Source organism: Veillonella sp. oral taxon 158 (genome assembly GCF_018376515.1).
Classification (GTDB): Bacteria; Bacillota; Negativicutes; order Veillonellales; family Veillonellaceae; genus Veillonella; species Veillonella rogosae.
This window is the reverse complement of the sequence record NZ_JAHABE010000004.1, coordinates 154,482-173,246: the sequence shown is the minus strand read 5'-3', so window position 1 is coordinate 173,246 and position 18,765 is coordinate 154,482. Positions and strand designations below refer to the sequence as shown.

Below are 18,765 nucleotides of genomic sequence, written 5' to 3'. Positions count from 1 at the left end.
ATCAGCTATCAGCTATCAGCTATCAGCTATCAGCTATCAGCTATCAGCTATCAGCTATCAGCTATCAGCTATCAGCTATCAGCTATCAGCTATCAGCTAATGATATTGTAATTAAATATCGCTTGCCAATGGTAAAAAACGTATTTTTTATAAATCTATTCTGTAACACGTACCGCTAGCCCACTGAAACTTTCAACAGTACCAATAATAGCCGCACAGTCGATACCAGCCTGATGTAAGGAATCAACTAATTGAGTCCCTTCGCTAGCAGGTACGGAGAAGAGTAAGCCCCCAGAAGTTTGTGGATCAAAGAGAATATCCGTCCATACAGGGTCCAAAGCCTGATCTACTTGAACGTCTGTTATAGCTTTGCGATTCCCATAGGATGCAGCTGGTACTAATCCCATCTGAGCCGCTTCGATGACATCATCAAAGAGAGGAATGTCGTAAGCCTTAATGTGTATTGTCACATCCGAGGCACTAGCCATTTCTACAGAGTGCCCCATAAGACTAAAACCAGTCACATCAGTACAAGCATGCACAGTATAGTTGTGAGCAACCTCTGCACCTACTCTATTTAAAGTACTCATGCTAGTGACAGCTTGCTCTGTACCTACAGGGAATAAATCTGCTTTCAGCGCATTATTCATGATACCTGTTCCAATACGTTTTGTTAGTACCAATACATCCCCTACTTGGGCCCCTTTGTTTTTCCAAATACAATTAGGATTTACTTGCCCTGTCACAGACATACCAAAGATGGGTTCTTTATTTTCTATGCTATGGCCACCTACGATAGCTGCACCAGATTCGGCGACAATTGAACCCGCGCCGTTTAACACGTCTGTTAATATTCCTTGCTCAACAAGAGGTACTGGAAAGCCTACGATGTTCATGGCAGTCAATGGAGTTCCACCCATAGCATACACATCGCTTAATGCATTAGCAGCGGCAATCTTACCAAATAAAACGGGATCATTCACCATAGGGGTGAAGAAATCTAAAGTCTGTACCAATGCCAATGTATCAGAAATTTTATATACACCTGCATCATCAGAACCAGTCATATCCGCTAAGACTTGGTCATTTGTAACAGGTGTCACTGCTTTCAAAACACGATTTAATATATGCGGACCGATCTTACACGCACAGCCCCCATTTGTCACATAGTCGGTAAGTCGTACCATAAGACCTCCTTACTCATTCTCTGGCAATCGAGAAACGATTTTCTTGACAGCCTTTTCAAATTTAGGGCGCGGCATCAGCAGTTGATGACCACAGCCGTTACATACGATGAGAAAATCCGTGCCAATACGTTTCACTTCCCACTCGTCACTACCGCAAGGATGTGATTTTTTCATCTTCACCACATCGCCTACATAATATCTAACAAATGCCATAGCGCCTCCTTTTACGTTAGTATGTATATACTTATTATACATAAATCAATTGATTCTATAAATATATCTTAATTCTATAGTTCAACCATCTTATATATAACAACATACTATTTATTCTATTTATTTTACTGAATCTATTTATTCTATCTTATTCTATTTACCGTTCTTATTTAGTTTATTCTGTTCTGTTTTACAATTTCTAACTTTGATTTATATGTCGCTTACCTGTTGATCAGTAATTATATTTAACATTTTATAGTTATAAGCCAAAAATAATTTTGGCTAACAAGCTCTATATTATGAGGAATTATTAGTACATCTAAAGAAAATAATATCAACAACTAATCAATAATGATTTTTCATTTAGTTATCATTCTCAATATCAAAATGACTATTTTTTGTAAATCCCATACTTTTCATTCTTTAAGAAACCGCATTCTTACTACGTTGATAATATTTATCATTTAGAAAATTTTCGAAATAAATTTTACAAAAACACTTGCATTTCTCATTTAGTATGTTACAATATAGTCAACAATGATTATTCGTTAAGTATACGGATAGCACATTGTATATAAAACTGTTAAGACGGCAAGTGCCGAAAAACACAAATAAGTAAGTACTATTTTAAGAGTTAGACAAGTGTCTATTTGATCTAAGAATAAGTTTTCTTACCAAGGCGAAGTCGCCCACGAAAATTGTAGAATAAGTATTCTATTATTTGAATTCACAACCAAGTGGTTATGAATATATAAGTTAAGTAACAAATTTGAAAATTATCGTAAGTACAAAGGAGTATTAAAATGGCTGAATTAAAAGGTACAAACACTGAAAAAAATCTTCAAGCAGCATTCGCTGGCGAATCCCAAGCATTCCAAAAATATACTTTCTACGCAGCAGCAGCTCGTAAAGCTGGCATGAACGAAATCGCTGATTATTTCGAAGAAACAGCTCACAACGAATCCGCTCATGCTAAATTGTGGTTCAAAGCTCTTCATGGTGGCGACGTATCTTCCGATATCGAAGCTAACCTTCGTGATGCAGCAGCTGGTGAAAACTACGAACATACTACAATGTACAAAGATTTCGCTGACGAAGCTGAAAAAGAAGGCTTTGCAAAAATCGCTTACCAAATGCGCGAAGTTGGTAAAATCGAAGCTCGTCATGAAGCTCGTTACCTTGCATTAGCAGCTCAAGTATCTGGTAACAAAGTATTCCACAACGACCAACCAGTAGCTTGGATCTGCGCTAACTGTGGCTATGTACACGTTGGTGAAGAAGCTCCTAAAGTTTGCCCAGTATGTGCTCACCCACAAGCTTTCTTCCACCGTTTCGTTGAATCCATCTAATCTGTAAGTACTACACTAACTAAACTAACAACCTGTAAGTACAGATTTTAATGAAACTATACATGTAAGTACACTTAATCTTACAGTAAGTACTGACAACTTCCTTAATAAAAAGACGATGACTCAAGTCATCGTCTTTTTTTGTGTTCTATTTACTATTAAAGAGTATATTCTATTATCTAATATACTAACTACTTAATACCATCAACTAAATGTTTAAATTCTTGCGCCGCTTCATAAGGACTATCTGCATGAGCAATAACAGAAATTACAGCCACACCAGAAGCCCCTGCTTGTAGTATAGGTTTCGCATTATCTAAAGTGATGCCACCAATTCCTACACATGGTAATGTTAGCCCTTCTGCTTGTAGTTCAGTAATTCGATTTGGTCCGCACGGTACTTGAGCGTCAGGCTTACTACTTGTAGCGTACATAGGTCCTACACCTACACAATCAGCGTAGATTACATCGGTCTTATGTAGTTCCTCCACAGAGTGAATAGAAATACCAACCACCTTATGGCCCACAAGATTACGCACCTCTTCTAGACGCATATCTTCTTGACCTACATGTACACCATCAGCATTAACAGCTACTGCTAAGTCTACATCATCGTTGATAACATAGAGTACATTGTACTTTGCACAGATTTGTTGTAATTGTTGAGCTAACTCTAGTTTCTGTTGCCCCACTAAGGTACCTACGCCCTTTTCTCTAAATTGGAAACAAGTCACACCGCCTCGACAAGCGTCCTCTACGATAGAGAGCAAACGATTTTCATTCAGTTCCACATCTTGCGTACCACTGATGAAATATACTTGTAATTGATCTGGCACAACTATAGGCCGTATACGATTTTCAGACATAAGCACCGCATCATCCAGTGTATATAAGCTATCCATAAAGGCTACACTAAAGCTACCAGGTTGTACGCCACTTACCTGCACTGCACTTTCACCGGCCAAACCATAGTATGCCAATGCATAGCCGAGAAACTCACCCATAGATAGTCTATTTTTACATGGATAATAAGCACTGAAGAAAGCCGCCAATACAGCCCCTAATAGACAGCCCGTGCCCGTTACAGCCGTCATAATAGGGTGTCCGTGTGGAACGGCAAATACCCGAGTTCCATCGGAAACATAATCCTCTTCGCCAGTAGCTACAACAGGACAGTTGATAAGGCGCGCTAGACGATAGGCGATAATAGCACTATCCTCGATCTGTCCTCCATCTACACCTTTACCGGTAGTGGATATATCTGCCTGAGTATTAGGACTTAAAGCATTGTAGATAGCTTTAATTTCACTTTGATTACCTCGTACTAATGAGATATCACCAGTCTTAATCAAGTCTAACACCACAGATAGACGATAAGCCCCCGCATGACAACCTACTGGATCTAAAACGATAGGAACCTCATGTTTCTTTGCCAGTGCTATGGCATCTTTGTAGTAACTAACTTTGTCTGGTGTAAGAGTACCAATATTGATGAGTAGCGCCGATGCATGGACGATGAGATTTTTCAAATCTTCACTACACTCACTCATCACAGGCGATGCGCCAATGGCGAGTAAACCATTGGCCGTAAAGGTCCTCACCACATCATTGGTAATACAAATAACGAGAGGGTTTCTCTGGCGCAAGATTTCTAATATATTGAGTTCAGGCCAAATTTGACCATTCATATATGGATTTTCATAGGTCATATCACTATCTCCTCTCGTCATTTTTCAAGAGCTCATCCATCGTTTCAGGTCCATTAGATAAGAGGCCATAAGCCATATGATTAACGGGACCACAGCCATTTCCCAGCCCGGGATTATGTTTAATAGCAAGTGCAATATAGTCCTTGGCAATACCAATAGCATCCATTACATCACGGCCCTTTGCAAGCTCCGCCGTAATCACGGCGGAAAAGGTACAGCCTGTACCATGAGTATGCACTGTATCATATTTAGGGCTTGTCCAAGTACGGACGCTACCATCTTTAGTGAAAGCATAATCCGTTGCATCTTCGCCTATGTGACCGCCTTTAATGATAACTACTTGAGGCCCTAAGTCCTGTAAGATACGATTCGCCGCCGTTGTTATGTCGCTTTCACAATTAATAGCCATGTCCGCTAAGACCTCAGCCTCGCTGCGGTTTGGTGTAATCACTGTAGCCGTCGGAATAAGTTTGGATTTCAAGAAATTTACTGCCTCATCTGATACAAGTTGGTCACCGCTAGTAGCAATCATAACGGGATCCATTACATAAGGAATTGGTTTACTCACATAAGGATAGATAAGATCCATCATCTCCGGCAAAGCAATCATGCCCGTCTTAACGGCTTGAGGTTCAATATCAGAATACACATCGTGTAATTGTCGGTCAATACTCTCTAGCGATAGATGTTCTACATGATGTACGCCCGTCGTATTTTGGGCTACCACAGAGGTAACAACAGCCATGCCGTATACGTGACGACTTTGGAAGGATTTCAAATCGGCCATAATACCAGCACCACCACTTGGATCAGTACCAGCAATTGTCAATGCAGTATGTAGTTTCATTATGCCTCCTTATGTAATAGATGACGACGAGATAAGATTTGTAATACTATGAAACCAATGCAAGCACCTGCCACAGAGCTCATGGCGAAGGATGTAATCAAAGTCAACAATGCCAAAGGTTTACCTAACAAGAAATTGGCTATAGGATAACTCACAAGAGCACCGATAAGGCCGGTACCAATGATTTCGCCTAGAGCCGCCGCCCATAGAGCGTTATATTTCTTATATAAATAAGCCGATAACCAAGCGCCAATCATGCTGCCAGGAAAGGCTAAAGGAGAACCTAGTGCCAATACATTGCGTAAACAAGATGTACTAAAGGCAGCACCTACGGAAAATCTTGCCCCCACTACAACGGCTAAGATAACATTAATCATATGTTGAAACGGAAAAATACGAGCCGGCCCAACAGGAATTGATGTAGTAGATAATACTACACCTAAGGCCACACATATGCTAGCAATAATCAGTTTTTTCATAATACCTCCAAACATATAAAAACAAGACCACTCCAAATGGAATGGTCTCGTAATAGTTTAGTATTATGTTGCACTCCACTTCCCTACGCCGGTATTATCTGGATCAGGTCTAGGGTTTTGAATGGTCAATCTCAGCAAAAGCACCCCTAGTGGCAATATATTTTTATACTCTAGTTATAACATCATTATACAATCTATGCAACAAAAAGAATTGACGGTTTTCTATTATCCGCATATAATGAAGCCATAACGGGGTGCTCACAAGAGTGGGCTGAGAGTAAGCTATCGCTTTAACCCATAACCTGATTTGGATAATACCAACGTAGGGAACATAGAGGATTAATAGCCGAGTTCCTTTTTGGGGACTCGGCTTTTTCTATGACTTCCTGGCAAGGAGGACGTATGAAAGACACATACATTACACAACCACAGTTCGCCATGATATGGTTTGGTGCCGCTCTATCTATAGCGGAAATTATGACAGGAACCTATCTGGCCCCCTTAGGGCTCACTCAAGGTCTATATGCCATCATACTGGGGCATATCATCGGCGGTATATTGCTCTTTGGAGCGGGCCTCATCGGTGGACGTTTACGGCAAGGTAGTATGAATACTACCGCCTTCAGCTTTGGCCCACTAGGGGCTAAAGGCTTTGCCGTTTTAAATATGCTTCAACTTATCGGCTGGACTAGCATCATGATCTACGATGCTATGTTAGCCTTACAAGAGCTAGCACCTCTATCCCCTATGATTTGGACGATAGCTATCGGAGCACTTGTCATCTTGTGGCTTTTCATCGGCCTCCACAATACGGGCTATATTCAAGCCATCGTATCAGTTCTATTGTTAGGACTCACCCTCTACATGGGCGCTCACATGATATCGCAGTGGCCTAGTGAAGGTATCCTTCTAACTAGCGGAAACATGAGTTTCATCGCTGCCCTTGAGTTATCTATTGCCATGCCACTATCCTGGCTACCTCTCATCAGTGATTATACCCGTGAAAGTAAAAAACCTTTCTCCGCATCACTTACAAGTGCTACAGTCTACACTGTAACAAGTATCGTTATGTACACCTTAGGTCTTAGTGCCGCAATCTTTGGCGGTGGCGACTCCATCATTACGATCATGATGAATGCAGGACTGGGCCTTGCGGGCCTTATCGTTATCATCTTCTCTACCGTTACTACAACCTTTATGGACGCTTACTCTGCAGGCGTATCTAGTACAACTATCTATAATGGTGCATCTAGTAAAGGTATCGCCGTCATCGTTACTATCGTGGGCACTATTGCAGCTATTCTATATCCAATGGATGATATTACAGACTTCCTATACCTCATTGGTTCTGTATTTGCGCCGATGATTGCCATCTTATTGGCGGACTACTTTATCAATCGCCAACAAGTACAAACATTATCCGCTTATCTCGTGCGAGGTCTTATTTGGGCCGTATCCGTTGGTTTATACCACTATATGTTACATAGTGAAAGCACAATAGGTGCTACATTACCAGCCTTTACAATGGCATTTGTCGTTACAGCTATCGTTGGATTTATAAGTAAAACAGCGCACACATCTGCTGAAATCAAGCAATAACAAAAATGAAAGTACATACACTGCTATCATTAGTATTAACTAGTTAAGAAAAAACACCTTCACAATCCGCCAGTAGTGAACTGCCTCCCAAAAATTGGACACAATTTTTGGAGCTGTAGTTCATAGGATTATGAAGGTGTTTTATGTATCTCTGTTTAATTTTAAAGTATTTTATCACTGTATCAAAACTATATGATTTGAATGTTTATCATCATTCAGCAATCGTAATAAGTCCGTTTTCACAGGTCCAGTGTCTATCGCCTACGCTTTCTGCTTCGCTTTCATCATGGGTAACCCATACGCAAGGTACATCCCATTCACGGATGATAGATACGAGATCCTCACGAACTTGTTTTCTCAAGTTCCAATCTAGTGCAGATAAAGGCTCATCGAGGAGCAACACAGTCGGTTTAGAGTAGAGAGCACGACCAAGTGCAACCCGTTGTTGCTCACCACCAGATAATCTACCCGCCTTAGTATGGCGGTATTTTTCTAAACCTAACCGTTGTAACAACGTATTACACATGTCAGGTGTGCCTCGTTTGCTATAGGTAATATTCCGTTCTACCGATAGATGGGGGAACACAATATTGCCTTGTGGCATATAGCCTACTTGGCGCTCTTGAGCGGGCACCCAAAGCTTTTTATCGCGATCAACCCACGTTGTTTCATCACATTGAATACTGCCAGTTGTGGGTTTCACGAGGCCCGCGATGCATTTGATAAACGTACTTTTACCACTACCGGACTGCCCAGTCAGCACAGTAATGCCAGACGGCAGAGCACCATCGGCTTTCACAGTCACAGAAGGTCTAGCTACAGTAAAGGAAAATGTAATCATAGAGCCTCCTAATTATTATCTGTATGGCGGAACAAGGAACCTTTTGTAATAAGGTGAATCCCGCTCAGTAACGCCAATGTAAGAACACAAATATAAATAACTAGCTCAAAGGCATCCATATACTGCCCTGCCTCTACATAGGAGTAGATAGCTAACGGCATAGTACGTGTTACCCTTGGAATATTACCAGCAATCAAGATGGTCGCACCAAACTCGCCCATAGCACGGCAGAACGCTAAAATACTACCTGTTAAAATACCTTTCCATGCGAGCGGTACAGATATGGTAAAGAAAATGCGTAGTTCTGAAGCACCTAATGTTCGAGCTACATCCTCCATATTATGATCTACGGACTGCAATGCAGAACGTACCGTTTGATAAAACAGTGGAAATGCAATAACAGAAGAGGCTATGACAGCACCAGAAGCGGCAAAGACGACGCTCATGCCATGAGCTTCAAGCCAAGCCCCAAAGGCATAGCCCGGTGTAAATACCATAAGCAGCGCAAAACCAACGACTACAGGAGGTAGTACTAGAGGCAATGTAATAAGAGCATCAAGAATAGCAATGCCGCCCCATTTACAGCGATTCATCCAGTAGCAAACGGCTAAGCCACTTAGGATAACAATAACGAGGGCAATGCTCGCCACCCACAGCGATAGCCAGAATGGACTCATGCCACTCCCCCTTTCTATATACAACAAATTTAGGCTATGTACAATATCTATATTGTACCATAAGAAAACGCTAGCCATGAGAGCTAGCGTTTTACCCTTATTTAGAAGTGGAGAAACCGTATTTCTCTAATACTTTTTGGCCCTCTGGGCTCATTACGTACTGGTAAAAGTCTTTTGCCAATGCATTGTCATATTTTTTAATGATACCAATTGGATAGATAACTGGATCATGAGAGTCTGCAGGTGTTACTGCGGAAATTTGAACGGCATCACCTGCTGCAATAGCATCCGTTTTGTAAATGAAGCCAGCATCACCAGCGCCTTGGCTAATAGATGCGGTTACAGCTTTTACATCTTTTGCATATACTACATTAGGCTCTACTTGTTCCCAAACGCCTAATTTTGTTAACACTTGTTTACCATAGTTACCAGCTGGCACTGTTTCAGGGTTGCCCAATACAATGCGTTTCACAGTAGCAATTTGATCTAACTCAACTTTAGGTTGACCTTTTGGAACTACGAGAACGAGTTCATTTGTAACGAATGGTTTTACATCACTTACAAGGTCTTTTTCTTGTAACATTTTCATATTTTTTTCGTCAGCAGAGATGAATAAGCTAGCTGGTGCACCTTGTTCAATTTGTTGACGTAATGTGCCAGAACCAGCAAAGTTAATAGCAATTTGATCGTCTGCTAAATTATGACTTTTTTTGTAAGCATCAGCCAGTTCTGTAAGAGCCCCTTTAAGACTGGCAGCAGCTTGTACCGTAATCTTTTCAGATGTACTTGGTTTACCTGTTTCTGCCGGTTTGCTTGCATCGTTACCACAGCCTACTAGAAAAGCAAGCATAAAAACGCTCATTAATACTAATAGAATTCGTTTCATAATTCCTCCTGTGCATCCCTCCGGACTCCACACTGTGAAAGCTATGGTCAAACCTTGAGACACATCGACTAACAAGAAACTAAATATACAATATATTCACATTATACTATAAATACATAGTTTAGGTCGTATGCAAAAGCTCACATTCTGCATAGATATTTCTGATGATTATGATTAGTAATCATAATAGATAAATTTTTAAACCTCAAATAATACATACTATGGTATGATAATACTATAGAGGATAAGAAAGTTCCGAGCAGATTTTGAAACTTATCCACTAATCATTCATATAATACTAACTGTATATTTACTCTATACAGTTATATAATAAGTTAATACTATGTCCTATTTTAATAAGAAACTCTAGGTGAGATAATGAATTTATTCGTATTAATAGGCCATATCTTTATGAATTCCATGATACCTATTTTAATACTTATAGGGGTTGGATTTATATTAGATAGAAAATTTAAACTTGATCTGTATACGCTGAGTAAGCTGAACTTCTACATATTATTACCTACTTTTATATTTAGAGCTATGTATGAAGCAAAGCTTAACTCAGGCACATTAGAAATTGTATTTGTTGCATTCTGTGTACTCATACTAAACTCCATACTATCGGATGTAGTTGGTCGAATGCAGGGTTATGACGTAGCCAAAATCGCGACCTTAAAAAACTGTGTTATGTTTAACAATGTAGGGAATATGGGTGTCGCCCTTGCTATATTTGTATTTACAAACGTCCCCTATGTTATTGATGGCGCCACCCCCTATGCAAACTTAGGTCTTGTAAGTGTCGTATCCATCATGATTATTCAAACCATCAGCAGTAATACGTATGGGTTCTACCAAGCTGGTGCGGGCAGGCTAAGTCCTCGAGATGCACTAAAAGTAGTGTTCCACATGCCAATGGTTTATGCCATCCCAATGGCTCTACTCTGCCAGTTGTTGCCCTTTGATTTACATGGTCTCTTCTTCTTTGCACCGCTTAATATCTTCGCCAACGCTTTCGTCGGTGTTGCTATGATTGCCTTAGGTGTACAAATTAACAGAACGCCATTAAACTTCTTTAAACTAGATGTTATGCTTGCAACGACGTTGCGACTTGTAATAAGCCCACTCATAGCCGCTGCTATGACCATACTCTTCATCAAGTTCTATGGCCCTATGCATCCAATAGCGGCTCAAACTATTATCATAACCTATAGCGTACCAACAGCTATCAATATGTCTCTCATTGCAATTGAAATGAAGAATAATCCTGAATATGCTACGCAAATCGTTATGGGCACCACCATTCTATCGGCAGTAACTATGCCTCTATTTATTACAATCGCCTATTACCTTTTCCCATTATATTAAAAATATAAAAATTATAAAAAAATCACTCATAGTCATCAACTATGAGTGATTTTTTTACGCCTTAGCATTTAGTCTCGTCAAACAAGTCACACAAAGTGTAACTATTATAGCACCTATAATTTCATTTAAGCCTAAGTGATGATTAAGAATAACTACATCTAAACCCAAAGTAACTATTGGGCCCATTGCACTAATAACTGCTGCAAGAGATGCACTAATTTTCTTTAGCCCAAAGGACATTAAGTATGATGGAACTATAGAGCAGAAAATAGCCAAGAAAATTAAATAAATTATAGTATGAGGTTGGAGTGCTACAATCTCCGAAAAGCCACCACTATTTAGTATAAAGCCAAAAAGTAAAAACACTGTAGTTATACACATATATGTACTAGTAAATATAGTAGGACTAATACTTAAAACGACCCGCTTACTATAAATCATGAATAAAGCCCAAAATATAGCAGAAACTAAAACTAATAACACGCCTATTAAAGTATTAGTAAAATGACTGTCAACAGTGGGATTAAACATAATCCCTAATCCTAAAACAGTAAGAATAATTAACACAATCTTTGAAATCGTAATTCTGGATAAATCTGATGATAGTAAAAATACATAGATAGGAAATGTAAATAAAACGGCACGTTCTAAAGAAGCAGAAATATATAATAACCCTATAAAGTCTGCCATAGACGAAATTAAATAAAGAACTGCTCCAACAAAAGAATAATAAAAAACTTGTTTTTTATTCACACTCTGCCAATTAAAATGAATCATTGGTAGGATAAAAAAAGGTAATGATAAAAGCGCTCTATATGCCAGAACACTCAAAGGACTTAATGAATCTAGATAAATTAACTTTGCCCAAATTGATTTGGTTGATAAAAATACCGTGGCAATAAATACCACAAATATACCTATATTTTTCATCAACAGGTTCACTATATATACATCTCCACTCTCATATCTAACATAACTAAAAACACCTTTCATTCATAATATGATGAAAGGTGTTCATTGTAATAAAATGTATTATTGATGAGATACGTGTTCCATACCCATTCTTACTAGACCTTCTACATGATCATCGTTTAGAGAGTAGTATGCAGTTTTCCCTTCCTTACGATAGGTTACAAGGCGTGCTTGACGTAATACACGTAGTTGGTGTGAAATAGCAGATTGACCCATTCCCATTGTTTCTGCAATATGATTAACACACATTTCATTTTCTAATAATAATTCTACTATTTTAAGGCGTGTAGGGTCTCCCAAGATTTTAAACAGCTCTGCTAGCTTTAGCAATGATTCTTGTTTGTCGCTCATATAGTCCCCCTTAATTTCATTCATATCCATGCTTATAATCTGTATTTCTTATGTATAACTAATCGATGTTTCTTAAATTAGATTGCTCATATGTAGAGCATACATATAAACATTATATCATTTTTATTATATTAAAAAAGAGACTTTGTAAAAACAAAGTCTCTTTTTGTAACATATCAAAACAGGATATGCATTATTTAATGATTAGTACAGGGCAAGTGGAGTGGCTTGTTACATAGCTACTTACGCTACCCATGAATAAGCCTTTCAAAGGACCAAGGCCACGGCTACCCATTACGATAAGATCAGCATCGTATTTTTTAGCTACTGCAAGTAATGCAGGTCCTGGGGAGCCAACTTCGAATACACTTTTAACTTTAACGCCTGTAGGAATTTCTTGCACTACATCGTTAAGAATTTCTTTACCAGTTTCTTCCATATCTTCAGCAATTTGCTCAGATACGTAGCCACCAGAGATTGGTGTTTGGTCGAAATTGGAAATAGCAGATACGATATTCGCAACGTGAACAACGATCAATTCAGCTTGGTTGCGGTCTGCTACTGCAAGAGCATGCTCTAATGCACGTTTAGCATTTTCAGAACCATCAGTAGGTACGACAATAGTTTTGTAGGTAACCATAATAACCCCTCCTATTACTAATCCCTCAAAGGGGATATGATCAAAGATCGTTTAGCCTATACTAATATATTCTAGACTATCAAGGAAAACTCCTCTTTTTCCAAAAGGATTTATTACATTATAGCACAAATTATACAGAATTATACAAATAAAAGAATATTATGTGTATATTAGAGAACTTGTGAAGATTGATTAGTATTGAGAGTCGTAGTCAGCTTAAATCCATCTAGTATATCGATAAGCTCATGTGTAGCTAAACTAACACCTGACGGACCAATCATACGTGCTACTGCTACATTGCCTTCATTACCAAGGATGATGGTAGCACCAAAGGATACTGGAGCCGCCGCCGATGTATCAGAGGTATTCGGATTTTTCATATGTCCCGCAAGATAGAACATTACATTTCCATCGATGATATGCGTTTCATAACGAGTAATGCTCGCCTTATTCACCTCAACCAGTTGTTTGAGGTAATAATCACCAAGCATTTGCTTACCCATCATCGTCGGCATCCCTGTGCTAACGGCTTGTACAGGGATTGTAAAAGACTCTACATCGAGGCGAATATTATGCTTAGTGAAAGCAATCTTACCTTTCTCGTTAAGACGAGTGAAGCCTTTTGGATACGTAAACTTGATGCCTTCTGCCACACTAATATCATTCGTTCCAGTTAAGAACTGTTTAACCCCTTTAATAGCATTAGAATTCTTTTTGTTGATTAGTTCAAAGGATGGAATCGTATGTTCCATCAAGCCAGCCTCCATGAAGTCCGCTTGAATTGGCGCATAGGTACTAACCAAATTATAGCGATGCGTAGGATCTTTATCCATAATGAATTCCGCTTCAAACACAGATTGTACCGGCTCTGTAGAGGTCATTTCTGCATAAGATTTCGGCGTTGTTTTATCCCAACGAGCAGATGTAGCGCCTTTCTTACTAAAGAAACCACCTACAATATCATTATGCTCAAAGGCATTGCTATGTTGACGCCAAATGCTCAAATACTCCTCACTAGACAGGCCCTTAATCGGCACACCATACCAAGTCGTATTCCATTCCTTTTGAGACACTCCATCTTGTGGTGTATTATTACGCTTTGTAAAAGACACCGTATAAGCATCATCTTGAGTTGGACCGGCTAAGTTGAAGGAATAACCTTGAATATGCTCGCTTTCACTACGCACATCCATATCTAGCATGACACCGTCGGCTACGCGCCAAGGAATTGTAAAAGTATAACCATTTTTATAGTCCTTAACTACCGTGTTCATTTGAGTAGCATAGGATTTATATTGGTCTGGCAAAATAGAGGCCGAATCCTTTTGAGACTCTACAATCGCCAAAGGTGTTTCAGGCATACCTTTTAAACCCTCTGCCATGATAGAGGTCGTCCCCAAAGCCATAACAGCAAGTGTTGCTGCAATCAAACGTAACTTCATAGGTCCTCCTATAACATATTATCCAAGAACGCTTTTGTTCTAGCGTTCTGTGGATTGTTGAAAATCTGTTCTGGTGTTCCCTCTTCTTGAATAACACCATCTGCCATGAAGATGACGCGGTCAGATACTTCACGAGCAAAATTCATTTCATGGGTTACGATAATCATCGTCATATGATCATCAGCCAATTGTTTAATCGTTTTAAGAACCTCACCAGTAAGCTCAGGGTCAAGAGCCGATGTAGGTTCATCGAAAAGCATAATTTCAGGGTTCATTGCTAAGGCGCGAGCAATAGCTACACGTTGTTGCTGACCACCAGATAAACGTGATGGATACATATCGCGTTTTTCCCAGAGCCCTACCTTCTTAAGTAATTGCTCTGCAATCGGTAGAATATCTTCATCCTTCATGCCTTTTACCATACGCGGTGCAATCATAATGTTGTCGAGCACAGTCATATGCGGGAATAAATTGAAGGATTGAAATACCATGCCCATGCGTAATAGCAAGTCATGTTGTGTTTCTTGGCTTGCATAGTTTACAGTGCCATTAGCATCAGTACTAGCAAGAACAGTGCCATCTACAGTAATTGAACCACCGTCGATAGTCTCTAACTGCCCTAAACAGCGCAAAAATGTAGATTTACCAGAACCAGAAGGTCCGATGATAGAAACAATTTCCCCTCTATTCATTTTGAGCGATACATCGCGCAATACTGTTTGATTGTTAAAGCGTTTTTCAATACGCTCCATATTTACAAATGTCATAAGTACCTCTTACATCGTCATATTCAGTATATAACTAGCGCCTCAAGTAAAGATATGTCATCTACAAGATCGCATCTATAGGCATCAAATAAAAGTATCTCACCTATAAACCTAGCTACATCATTACATACGACAAACTACTATAGAAATAGATTAATCTTCGTATACAGCAAATCTTCGTTCTAAGTAGTTGAAGATATTCGTCAAAATAAAGGTAAAGATCAAATAGAATATTGCTGCCACAAGGAATGCAGAAATATCAAAGTCACGTTGTACGATAGACTTCGTAATACGCAAGATATCATTCATCGCTAATACATACACGAGAGATGTATCTTTCAACAAGTTAATCGTTTCATTCGCAAGAGGTGGCAATACACGCTTAAACATTTGCGGCAAGATGATTTTTCGCATAGTTTGAGAGTACGTAAAACCAAGTACCTTTGCCCCTTCGTATTGACCACGAGAGATGGATTGAATACCACCGCGGAAAATTTCACATAAGTAAGCTGCGTAGTTTAATACAAAGGTAAGAACGGCTGCCGTCGCATCGTCCATTTGAATGGCCCCATCGGTAATGATTGGTAAAGCATAATAAACGAATAAAATTTGTAACATCAGCGGTGTACCACGCATTAAGTACACGAAAGCGTCTACTAGCTTATCTACTAAAGGCAATTTAGATAGACGCAACATAGCCATCAGGATGCCGCCTGGGATAGATAAAATCCATACAATACAGAACAGTGATACGGTTACCTTTAATCCATCGGCGATGGTTGGAATAATCTGCAATAAATAATCTAACATGGAATGCTCCTTCAAAACACGACTAGAGAAGAGGCATCTGGCCTCTTCTCTAGTGTACATTTCGTTCTTTAATTATCAGTTGTACCTACTGACCATAGTACTATTAGTATACCACGAATCGTACTATTTAGCATCGCTCTTATCAAGGTCTGCGCCGGAGCCTAACCATTTTTCAGCAATTTTATCAGCAGTGCCGTCTTTTTTCATTTCAGCTAAGATACCATTGATTTTATCACGCAAAGCAGTATCTTCTTTACGGAAACCAATAGCAAAGTTATCTACACCGTAATCAGTACCTTCTACGATTTTGTATTTTCCAGGCTCTTTTGTCATGAGGTAACGAGCGATAACACCATCAGCAATAACTGCATCTACACGTCCAATACCAAGATCCATGAAAGCACTTACGAAATCAGCATAGGATTTTGTTTCTTTAACAGTTTTACCGCTTTCATCCTTTTGTAATGCAGCTTCACCAGTACTAGCTTGTTGTACGCCAACCACTTTACCAGCAAGATCAGCCTTACCTTTGATGGACTCATCTTCATTACGAACGATGATGTATTGTTTGTCTTTCATATATACATTGGAGAACAAAATATTTTTCTCACGTTCAGGAGATACGGTCAAACCATTCCACAACGCGTCGATTTTTTTAGATTTTAGTTCCGCTTCTTTACTGGACCAGTCGATCGCTTTGAATTCTACTTCCATGCCAGCACGTTTAGCTGCTTCTTTTGCCAGGTCGATGTCAAAGCCTACAATTTCGCCTTTATCATCTTTAAAGCCCATTGGAGGGAAGCTATCATCTAAACCAATGACAACTTTCTTAGGCAATTCTGTATTCGCTTTTTTAGCGTCCCCACCACAACCCGTTACAAATACCATCATAGACACAGCTGCAAGGCCAACGGCCATCATCTTTTTCCAATTCATAACTATCCTCCACGGCATTATCGCCTAATTTCTACAAACTTTTATGATTCGTACAGTTCATTTTCTGTACCTGATGATTGTATTATACTTTAGTTCATTAAAGTTGTAAATAGTTAATTTGATGAATTTTTGATTTTTTAGTTTATGACTGCGTATGCTTATGGATGGCCTCTATCATGGCCATTTTGTCCTTATATGGTACTTGAGTTAAATCAAGGGGTATTACATAAATACCACCATGACCGTTCATAGCCTGCAATTCACGCCACCCTTCGGTAAAACCGATGATATGATCGTAATCGACAAAGACAAAATACTCATCCCCATTAAAGAGACTGTGAAAGTATTCTTTCACAGAAAAAGGCCTTCGCTTTAACACGAGGCCATTTTCACAGATAAAAGCTTGACTTTCACCTAATCTATGAAGGGTCCACAATATGACGAGCAACAACAGATAATACCATACGCGTTCTACCCAGTCTGAGGGCATATATTTTACGATTAACGCACATACCACAAGACCGATGATGCGACCGGTCCATTGGATTCCGCGATGTATTTCTAAGCTCTGTTGTACGGCACCTGATGAAAAGCGTTCCATCGCCTCTTGTTTCGTCATGGTTTTCCTCACAAATTGAAAGTCTACTATATGTTTTTATTTACGGCACAAGCCCATAGCTTGTTCTACCTTGCGGTACATTACACTAGCTTTAGCTTGCGCCTTAGCAGCACCTTCATCGAGAATGATATCGAGTTCAGGACTTGCAATCAATTCATTATAGCGTTGTTGAATTGGTTCAAGGGTTGCTACTAAAAGGTCAGCAATATCAGATTTGAACACGCCATAACCTTTGCCTGCGTACATTTCTTCAATAGCTTCGTAGCTGTCTTTTGTAATAGCACGGTAAATACCCATCAAGTTAGAAATGCCAGGTTTATTTTCTTTATCGTAACGCACTGCATTATCAGAGTCGGTTTGAGCCCGTTTCAATTTTTTCACAATCAAATCTGGCGCATCCAAAAGGCGAATTGTAGCATTTTGGTTGTCGTCAGATTTACTCATCTTCTTAGTTGGTTCTTGTAAGCTCATAACCCGAGCACCACCTTCGCCTACCTTAATATCAGGTACTACGAAAGTTTCACCAAATCTACGATTAAAACGCTCTGCCAAATTACGAGTCAACTCAAGATGTTGTTTTTGGTCATCCCCTACAGGAACATAATTAGTACCATATAACAAAATATCTGCCGCCATCAATGGTGGATACGTAAGCAATGCTGTAGGAATAGAGTCACCTTGCTTTTGAGACTTATCTTTGTACTGTGTCATACGCTCTAATTCGCCTACATAACTAATAGATTGCATAACCCAACCGAGTTTAACATGCTCAGGTACTTCGGATTGCACAAACAATGTTACCTTTTTTGGATCGAGACCAACTGCAAGGTATAACGCAGCCAAATTACGAGTATTTTGGAATAACTCTTTTGGATCTTGCGGTACAGTAATCGCATGTTGGTTAACGATGCAATAGTAACATTCATCAGTATCTTGATAGTCTAAGAAATTACGTAAAGCCCCCAAATAGTTGCCAAGTGTTAATTCCCCACTTGGTTGGATGCCGGAAAATATAACTGCCATAATAGTCTCCCTATATTGAAATAAACCAACAGTGCCGAAGCACTGTTGGT

Annotated in this window: 20 protein-coding genes and 2 riboswitches; of the genes, 3 read left to right on the top strand and 17 right to left on the bottom strand. The window is 39.4% G+C overall.

Features of this window, described 5'->3' with window-relative positions; all coding sequences use genetic code 11:
- Window positions 1–155 precede the first annotated feature (155 nt).
- The gene (gene selD / locus KH364_RS04260) at window positions 156–1,187 is read right to left on the bottom strand and encodes a selenide, water dikinase SelD (protein ID WP_273298732.1); all 1,032 of its coding nucleotides are present in this window, start codon (window positions 1,185–1,187) and stop codon (window positions 156–158) included.
- Between the two features lie 9 nt (window positions 1,188–1,196).
- Window positions 1,197–1,400 (bottom strand): DUF951 domain-containing protein, encoded by a 204-nt coding sequence (locus KH364_RS04255; RefSeq protein ID WP_004693828.1) that lies wholly within the window; start codon window positions 1,398–1,400, stop codon window positions 1,197–1,199.
- Between the two features lie 803 nt (window positions 1,401–2,203).
- On the opposite strand from KH364_RS04255, the gene rbr reads away from it, so the two are divergent.
- A complete protein-coding gene (gene rbr / locus KH364_RS04250; protein WP_054748060.1) occupies window positions 2,204–2,749 on the top strand; it encodes a rubrerythrin in 546 nt (181 codons plus the stop codon).
- 191 nt (window positions 2,750–2,940) lie between these two features.
- Here rbr and thiM read toward each other — a convergent pair whose 3' ends face one another.
- Genes thiM through thiW form a run of 3 tightly spaced genes read right to left on the bottom strand, consistent with a single transcriptional unit; the run spans window position 2,941 to window position 5,784 of the window.
- A complete protein-coding gene (thiM, locus tag KH364_RS04245; RefSeq protein ID WP_273298731.1) occupies window positions 2,941–4,458 on the bottom strand; it encodes a hydroxyethylthiazole kinase in 1,518 nt (505 codons plus the stop codon).
- Window positions 4,459–4,462: 4 nt separating this feature from the next.
- Window positions 4,463–5,305: a bifunctional hydroxymethylpyrimidine kinase/phosphomethylpyrimidine kinase gene (thiD, locus tag KH364_RS04240; RefSeq protein ID WP_273298730.1), complete on the bottom strand. Its 843-nt coding sequence runs from the start codon at window positions 5,303–5,305 to the stop codon at window positions 4,463–4,465.
- Window positions 5,305–5,784 (bottom strand): energy coupling factor transporter S component ThiW, encoded by a 480-nt coding sequence (thiW, locus tag KH364_RS04235; RefSeq protein WP_265138495.1) that lies wholly within the window; start codon window positions 5,782–5,784, stop codon window positions 5,305–5,307. Before thiW ends, thiD begins: the two co-directional genes overlap by 1 nt.
- A gap of 63 nt (window positions 5,785–5,847) precedes the next feature.
- Window positions 5,848–5,942, bottom strand: a riboswitch (TPP riboswitch).
- An 82-nt stretch (window positions 5,943–6,024) separates the two neighbouring features.
- A riboswitch (TPP riboswitch) is annotated at window positions 6,025–6,130 on the top strand.
- Between the two features lie 56 nt (window positions 6,131–6,186).
- On the opposite strand from thiW, the gene cytX reads away from it, so the two are divergent.
- On the top strand, window positions 6,187–7,383 hold the full coding sequence (cytX, locus tag KH364_RS04230; RefSeq protein ID WP_273298729.1) for a putative hydroxymethylpyrimidine transporter CytX: 1,197 nt from the start codon (window positions 6,187–6,189) through the stop codon (window positions 7,381–7,383).
- Window positions 7,384–7,594: 211 nt separating this feature from the next.
- Here the strand turns inward: cytX and KH364_RS04225 are convergent, their stop codons facing one another.
- The 3 genes from KH364_RS04225 to modA form a co-directional block, all read right to left on the bottom strand.
- Window positions 7,595–8,224 (bottom strand): ATP-binding cassette domain-containing protein, encoded by a 630-nt coding sequence (locus KH364_RS04225; protein ID WP_273298728.1) that lies wholly within the window; start codon window positions 8,222–8,224, stop codon window positions 7,595–7,597.
- A gap of 8 nt (window positions 8,225–8,232) precedes the next feature.
- On the bottom strand, window positions 8,233–8,901 hold the full coding sequence (modB, locus tag KH364_RS04220) for a molybdate ABC transporter permease subunit (protein ID WP_105081592.1): 669 nt from the start codon (window positions 8,899–8,901) through the stop codon (window positions 8,233–8,235).
- Window positions 8,902–8,998: 97 nt separating this feature from the next.
- Complete coding sequence (gene modA / locus KH364_RS04215; protein ID WP_105081591.1) at window positions 8,999–9,787, bottom strand: molybdate ABC transporter substrate-binding protein; 789 nt, start codon at window positions 9,785–9,787, stop codon at window positions 8,999–9,001.
- A 378-nt stretch (window positions 9,788–10,165) separates the two neighbouring features.
- On the opposite strand from modA, the gene KH364_RS04210 reads away from it, so the two are divergent.
- The gene (locus KH364_RS04210) at window positions 10,166–11,155 is read left to right on the top strand and encodes an AEC family transporter (RefSeq protein WP_273298727.1); all 990 of its coding nucleotides are present in this window, start codon (window positions 10,166–10,168) and stop codon (window positions 11,153–11,155) included.
- Between the two features lie 54 nt (window positions 11,156–11,209).
- Here KH364_RS04210 and KH364_RS04205 read toward each other — a convergent pair whose 3' ends face one another.
- From KH364_RS04205 to trpS, 9 genes are all read right to left on the bottom strand, one after another.
- Window positions 11,210–12,085 carry a DMT family transporter gene (locus KH364_RS04205; protein ID WP_227283262.1) on the bottom strand — a complete coding sequence of 292 codons (876 nt, stop codon included), beginning with the start codon at window positions 12,083–12,085 and terminating at the stop codon, window positions 11,210–11,212.
- 102 nt (window positions 12,086–12,187) lie between these two features.
- On the bottom strand, window positions 12,188–12,478 hold the full coding sequence (locus tag KH364_RS04200) for a metalloregulator ArsR/SmtB family transcription factor (protein WP_024063797.1): 291 nt from the start codon (window positions 12,476–12,478) through the stop codon (window positions 12,188–12,190).
- A 193-nt stretch (window positions 12,479–12,671) separates the two neighbouring features.
- Complete coding sequence (locus KH364_RS04195) at window positions 12,672–13,118, bottom strand: universal stress protein (RefSeq protein WP_105081589.1); 447 nt, start codon at window positions 13,116–13,118, stop codon at window positions 12,672–12,674.
- Window positions 13,119–13,288: 170 nt separating this feature from the next.
- On the bottom strand, window positions 13,289–14,560 hold the full coding sequence (locus KH364_RS04190; protein WP_273298726.1) for a hypothetical protein: 1,272 nt from the start codon (window positions 14,558–14,560) through the stop codon (window positions 13,289–13,291).
- 8 nt (window positions 14,561–14,568) lie between these two features.
- Complete coding sequence (locus KH364_RS04185; protein WP_054748040.1) at window positions 14,569–15,327, bottom strand: amino acid ABC transporter ATP-binding protein; 759 nt, start codon at window positions 15,325–15,327, stop codon at window positions 14,569–14,571.
- A 153-nt stretch (window positions 15,328–15,480) separates the two neighbouring features.
- Window positions 15,481–16,137: an amino acid ABC transporter permease gene (locus KH364_RS04180; RefSeq protein ID WP_009352132.1), complete on the bottom strand. Its 657-nt coding sequence runs from the start codon at window positions 16,135–16,137 to the stop codon at window positions 15,481–15,483.
- A 123-nt stretch (window positions 16,138–16,260) separates the two neighbouring features.
- Window positions 16,261–17,073, bottom strand: a complete 813-nt coding sequence (locus KH364_RS04175; RefSeq protein ID WP_273298725.1) for an amino acid ABC transporter substrate-binding protein — start codon at window positions 17,071–17,073, stop codon at window positions 16,261–16,263.
- Between the two features lie 142 nt (window positions 17,074–17,215).
- Window positions 17,216–17,692 (bottom strand): hypothetical protein, encoded by a 477-nt coding sequence (locus tag KH364_RS04170; RefSeq protein WP_273298724.1) that lies wholly within the window; start codon window positions 17,690–17,692, stop codon window positions 17,216–17,218.
- A 36-nt stretch (window positions 17,693–17,728) separates the two neighbouring features.
- A complete protein-coding gene (trpS, locus tag KH364_RS04165; RefSeq protein WP_273298723.1) occupies window positions 17,729–18,715 on the bottom strand; it encodes a tryptophan--tRNA ligase in 987 nt (328 codons plus the stop codon).
- Window positions 18,716–18,765 lie beyond the last annotated feature (50 nt).

Excerpts from the sequence above, each read along its gene's own strand:
- selD (WP_273298732.1), bottom strand. The coding sequence starts at position 1,187 with ATGGTACGACTTACCGACTATGTGACAAATGGGGGCTGTGCGTGTAAG.
- KH364_RS04255 (WP_004693828.1), bottom strand. The coding sequence starts at position 1,400 with ATGGCATTTGTTAGATATTATGTAGGCGATGTGGTGAAGATGAAAAAA.
- rbr (WP_054748060.1), top strand. The coding sequence starts at position 2,204 with ATGGCTGAATTAAAAGGTACAAACACTGAAAAAAATCTTCAAGCAGCA.
- thiM (WP_273298731.1), bottom strand. The coding sequence starts at position 4,458 with ATGACCTATGAAAATCCATATATGAATGGTCAAATTTGGCCTGAACTC.
- thiD (WP_273298730.1), bottom strand. The coding sequence starts at position 5,305 with ATGAAACTACATACTGCATTGACAATTGCTGGTACTGATCCAAGTGGT.
- thiW (WP_265138495.1), bottom strand. The coding sequence starts at position 5,784 with ATGAAAAAACTGATTATTGCTAGCATATGTGTGGCCTTAGGTGTAGTA.
- cytX (WP_273298729.1), top strand. The coding sequence starts at position 6,187 with ATGAAAGACACATACATTACACAACCACAGTTCGCCATGATATGGTTT.
- KH364_RS04225 (WP_273298728.1), bottom strand. The coding sequence starts at position 8,224 with ATGATTACATTTTCCTTTACTGTAGCTAGACCTTCTGTGACTGTGAAA.
- modB (WP_105081592.1), bottom strand. The coding sequence starts at position 8,901 with ATGAGTCCATTCTGGCTATCGCTGTGGGTGGCGAGCATTGCCCTCGTT.
- modA (WP_105081591.1), bottom strand. The coding sequence starts at position 9,787 with ATGAAACGAATTCTATTAGTATTAATGAGCGTTTTTATGCTTGCTTTT.
- KH364_RS04210 (WP_273298727.1), top strand. The coding sequence starts at position 10,166 with ATGAATTTATTCGTATTAATAGGCCATATCTTTATGAATTCCATGATA.
- KH364_RS04205 (WP_227283262.1), bottom strand. The coding sequence starts at position 12,085 with ATGAAAAATATAGGTATATTTGTGGTATTTATTGCCACGGTATTTTTA.
- KH364_RS04200 (WP_024063797.1), bottom strand. The coding sequence starts at position 12,478 with ATGAGCGACAAACAAGAATCATTGCTAAAGCTAGCAGAGCTGTTTAAA.
- KH364_RS04195 (WP_105081589.1), bottom strand. The coding sequence starts at position 13,118 with ATGGTTACCTACAAAACTATTGTCGTACCTACTGATGGTTCTGAAAAT.
- KH364_RS04190 (WP_273298726.1), bottom strand. The coding sequence starts at position 14,560 with ATGAAGTTACGTTTGATTGCAGCAACACTTGCTGTTATGGCTTTGGGG.
- KH364_RS04185 (WP_054748040.1), bottom strand. The coding sequence starts at position 15,327 with ATGACATTTGTAAATATGGAGCGTATTGAAAAACGCTTTAACAATCAA.
- KH364_RS04180 (WP_009352132.1), bottom strand. The coding sequence starts at position 16,137 with ATGTTAGATTATTTATTGCAGATTATTCCAACCATCGCCGATGGATTA.
- KH364_RS04175 (WP_273298725.1), bottom strand. The coding sequence starts at position 17,073 with ATGAATTGGAAAAAGATGATGGCCGTTGGCCTTGCAGCTGTGTCTATG.
- KH364_RS04170 (WP_273298724.1), bottom strand. The coding sequence starts at position 17,692 with ATGACGAAACAAGAGGCGATGGAACGCTTTTCATCAGGTGCCGTACAA.
- trpS (WP_273298723.1), bottom strand. The coding sequence starts at position 18,715 with ATGGCAGTTATATTTTCCGGCATCCAACCAAGTGGGGAATTAACACTT.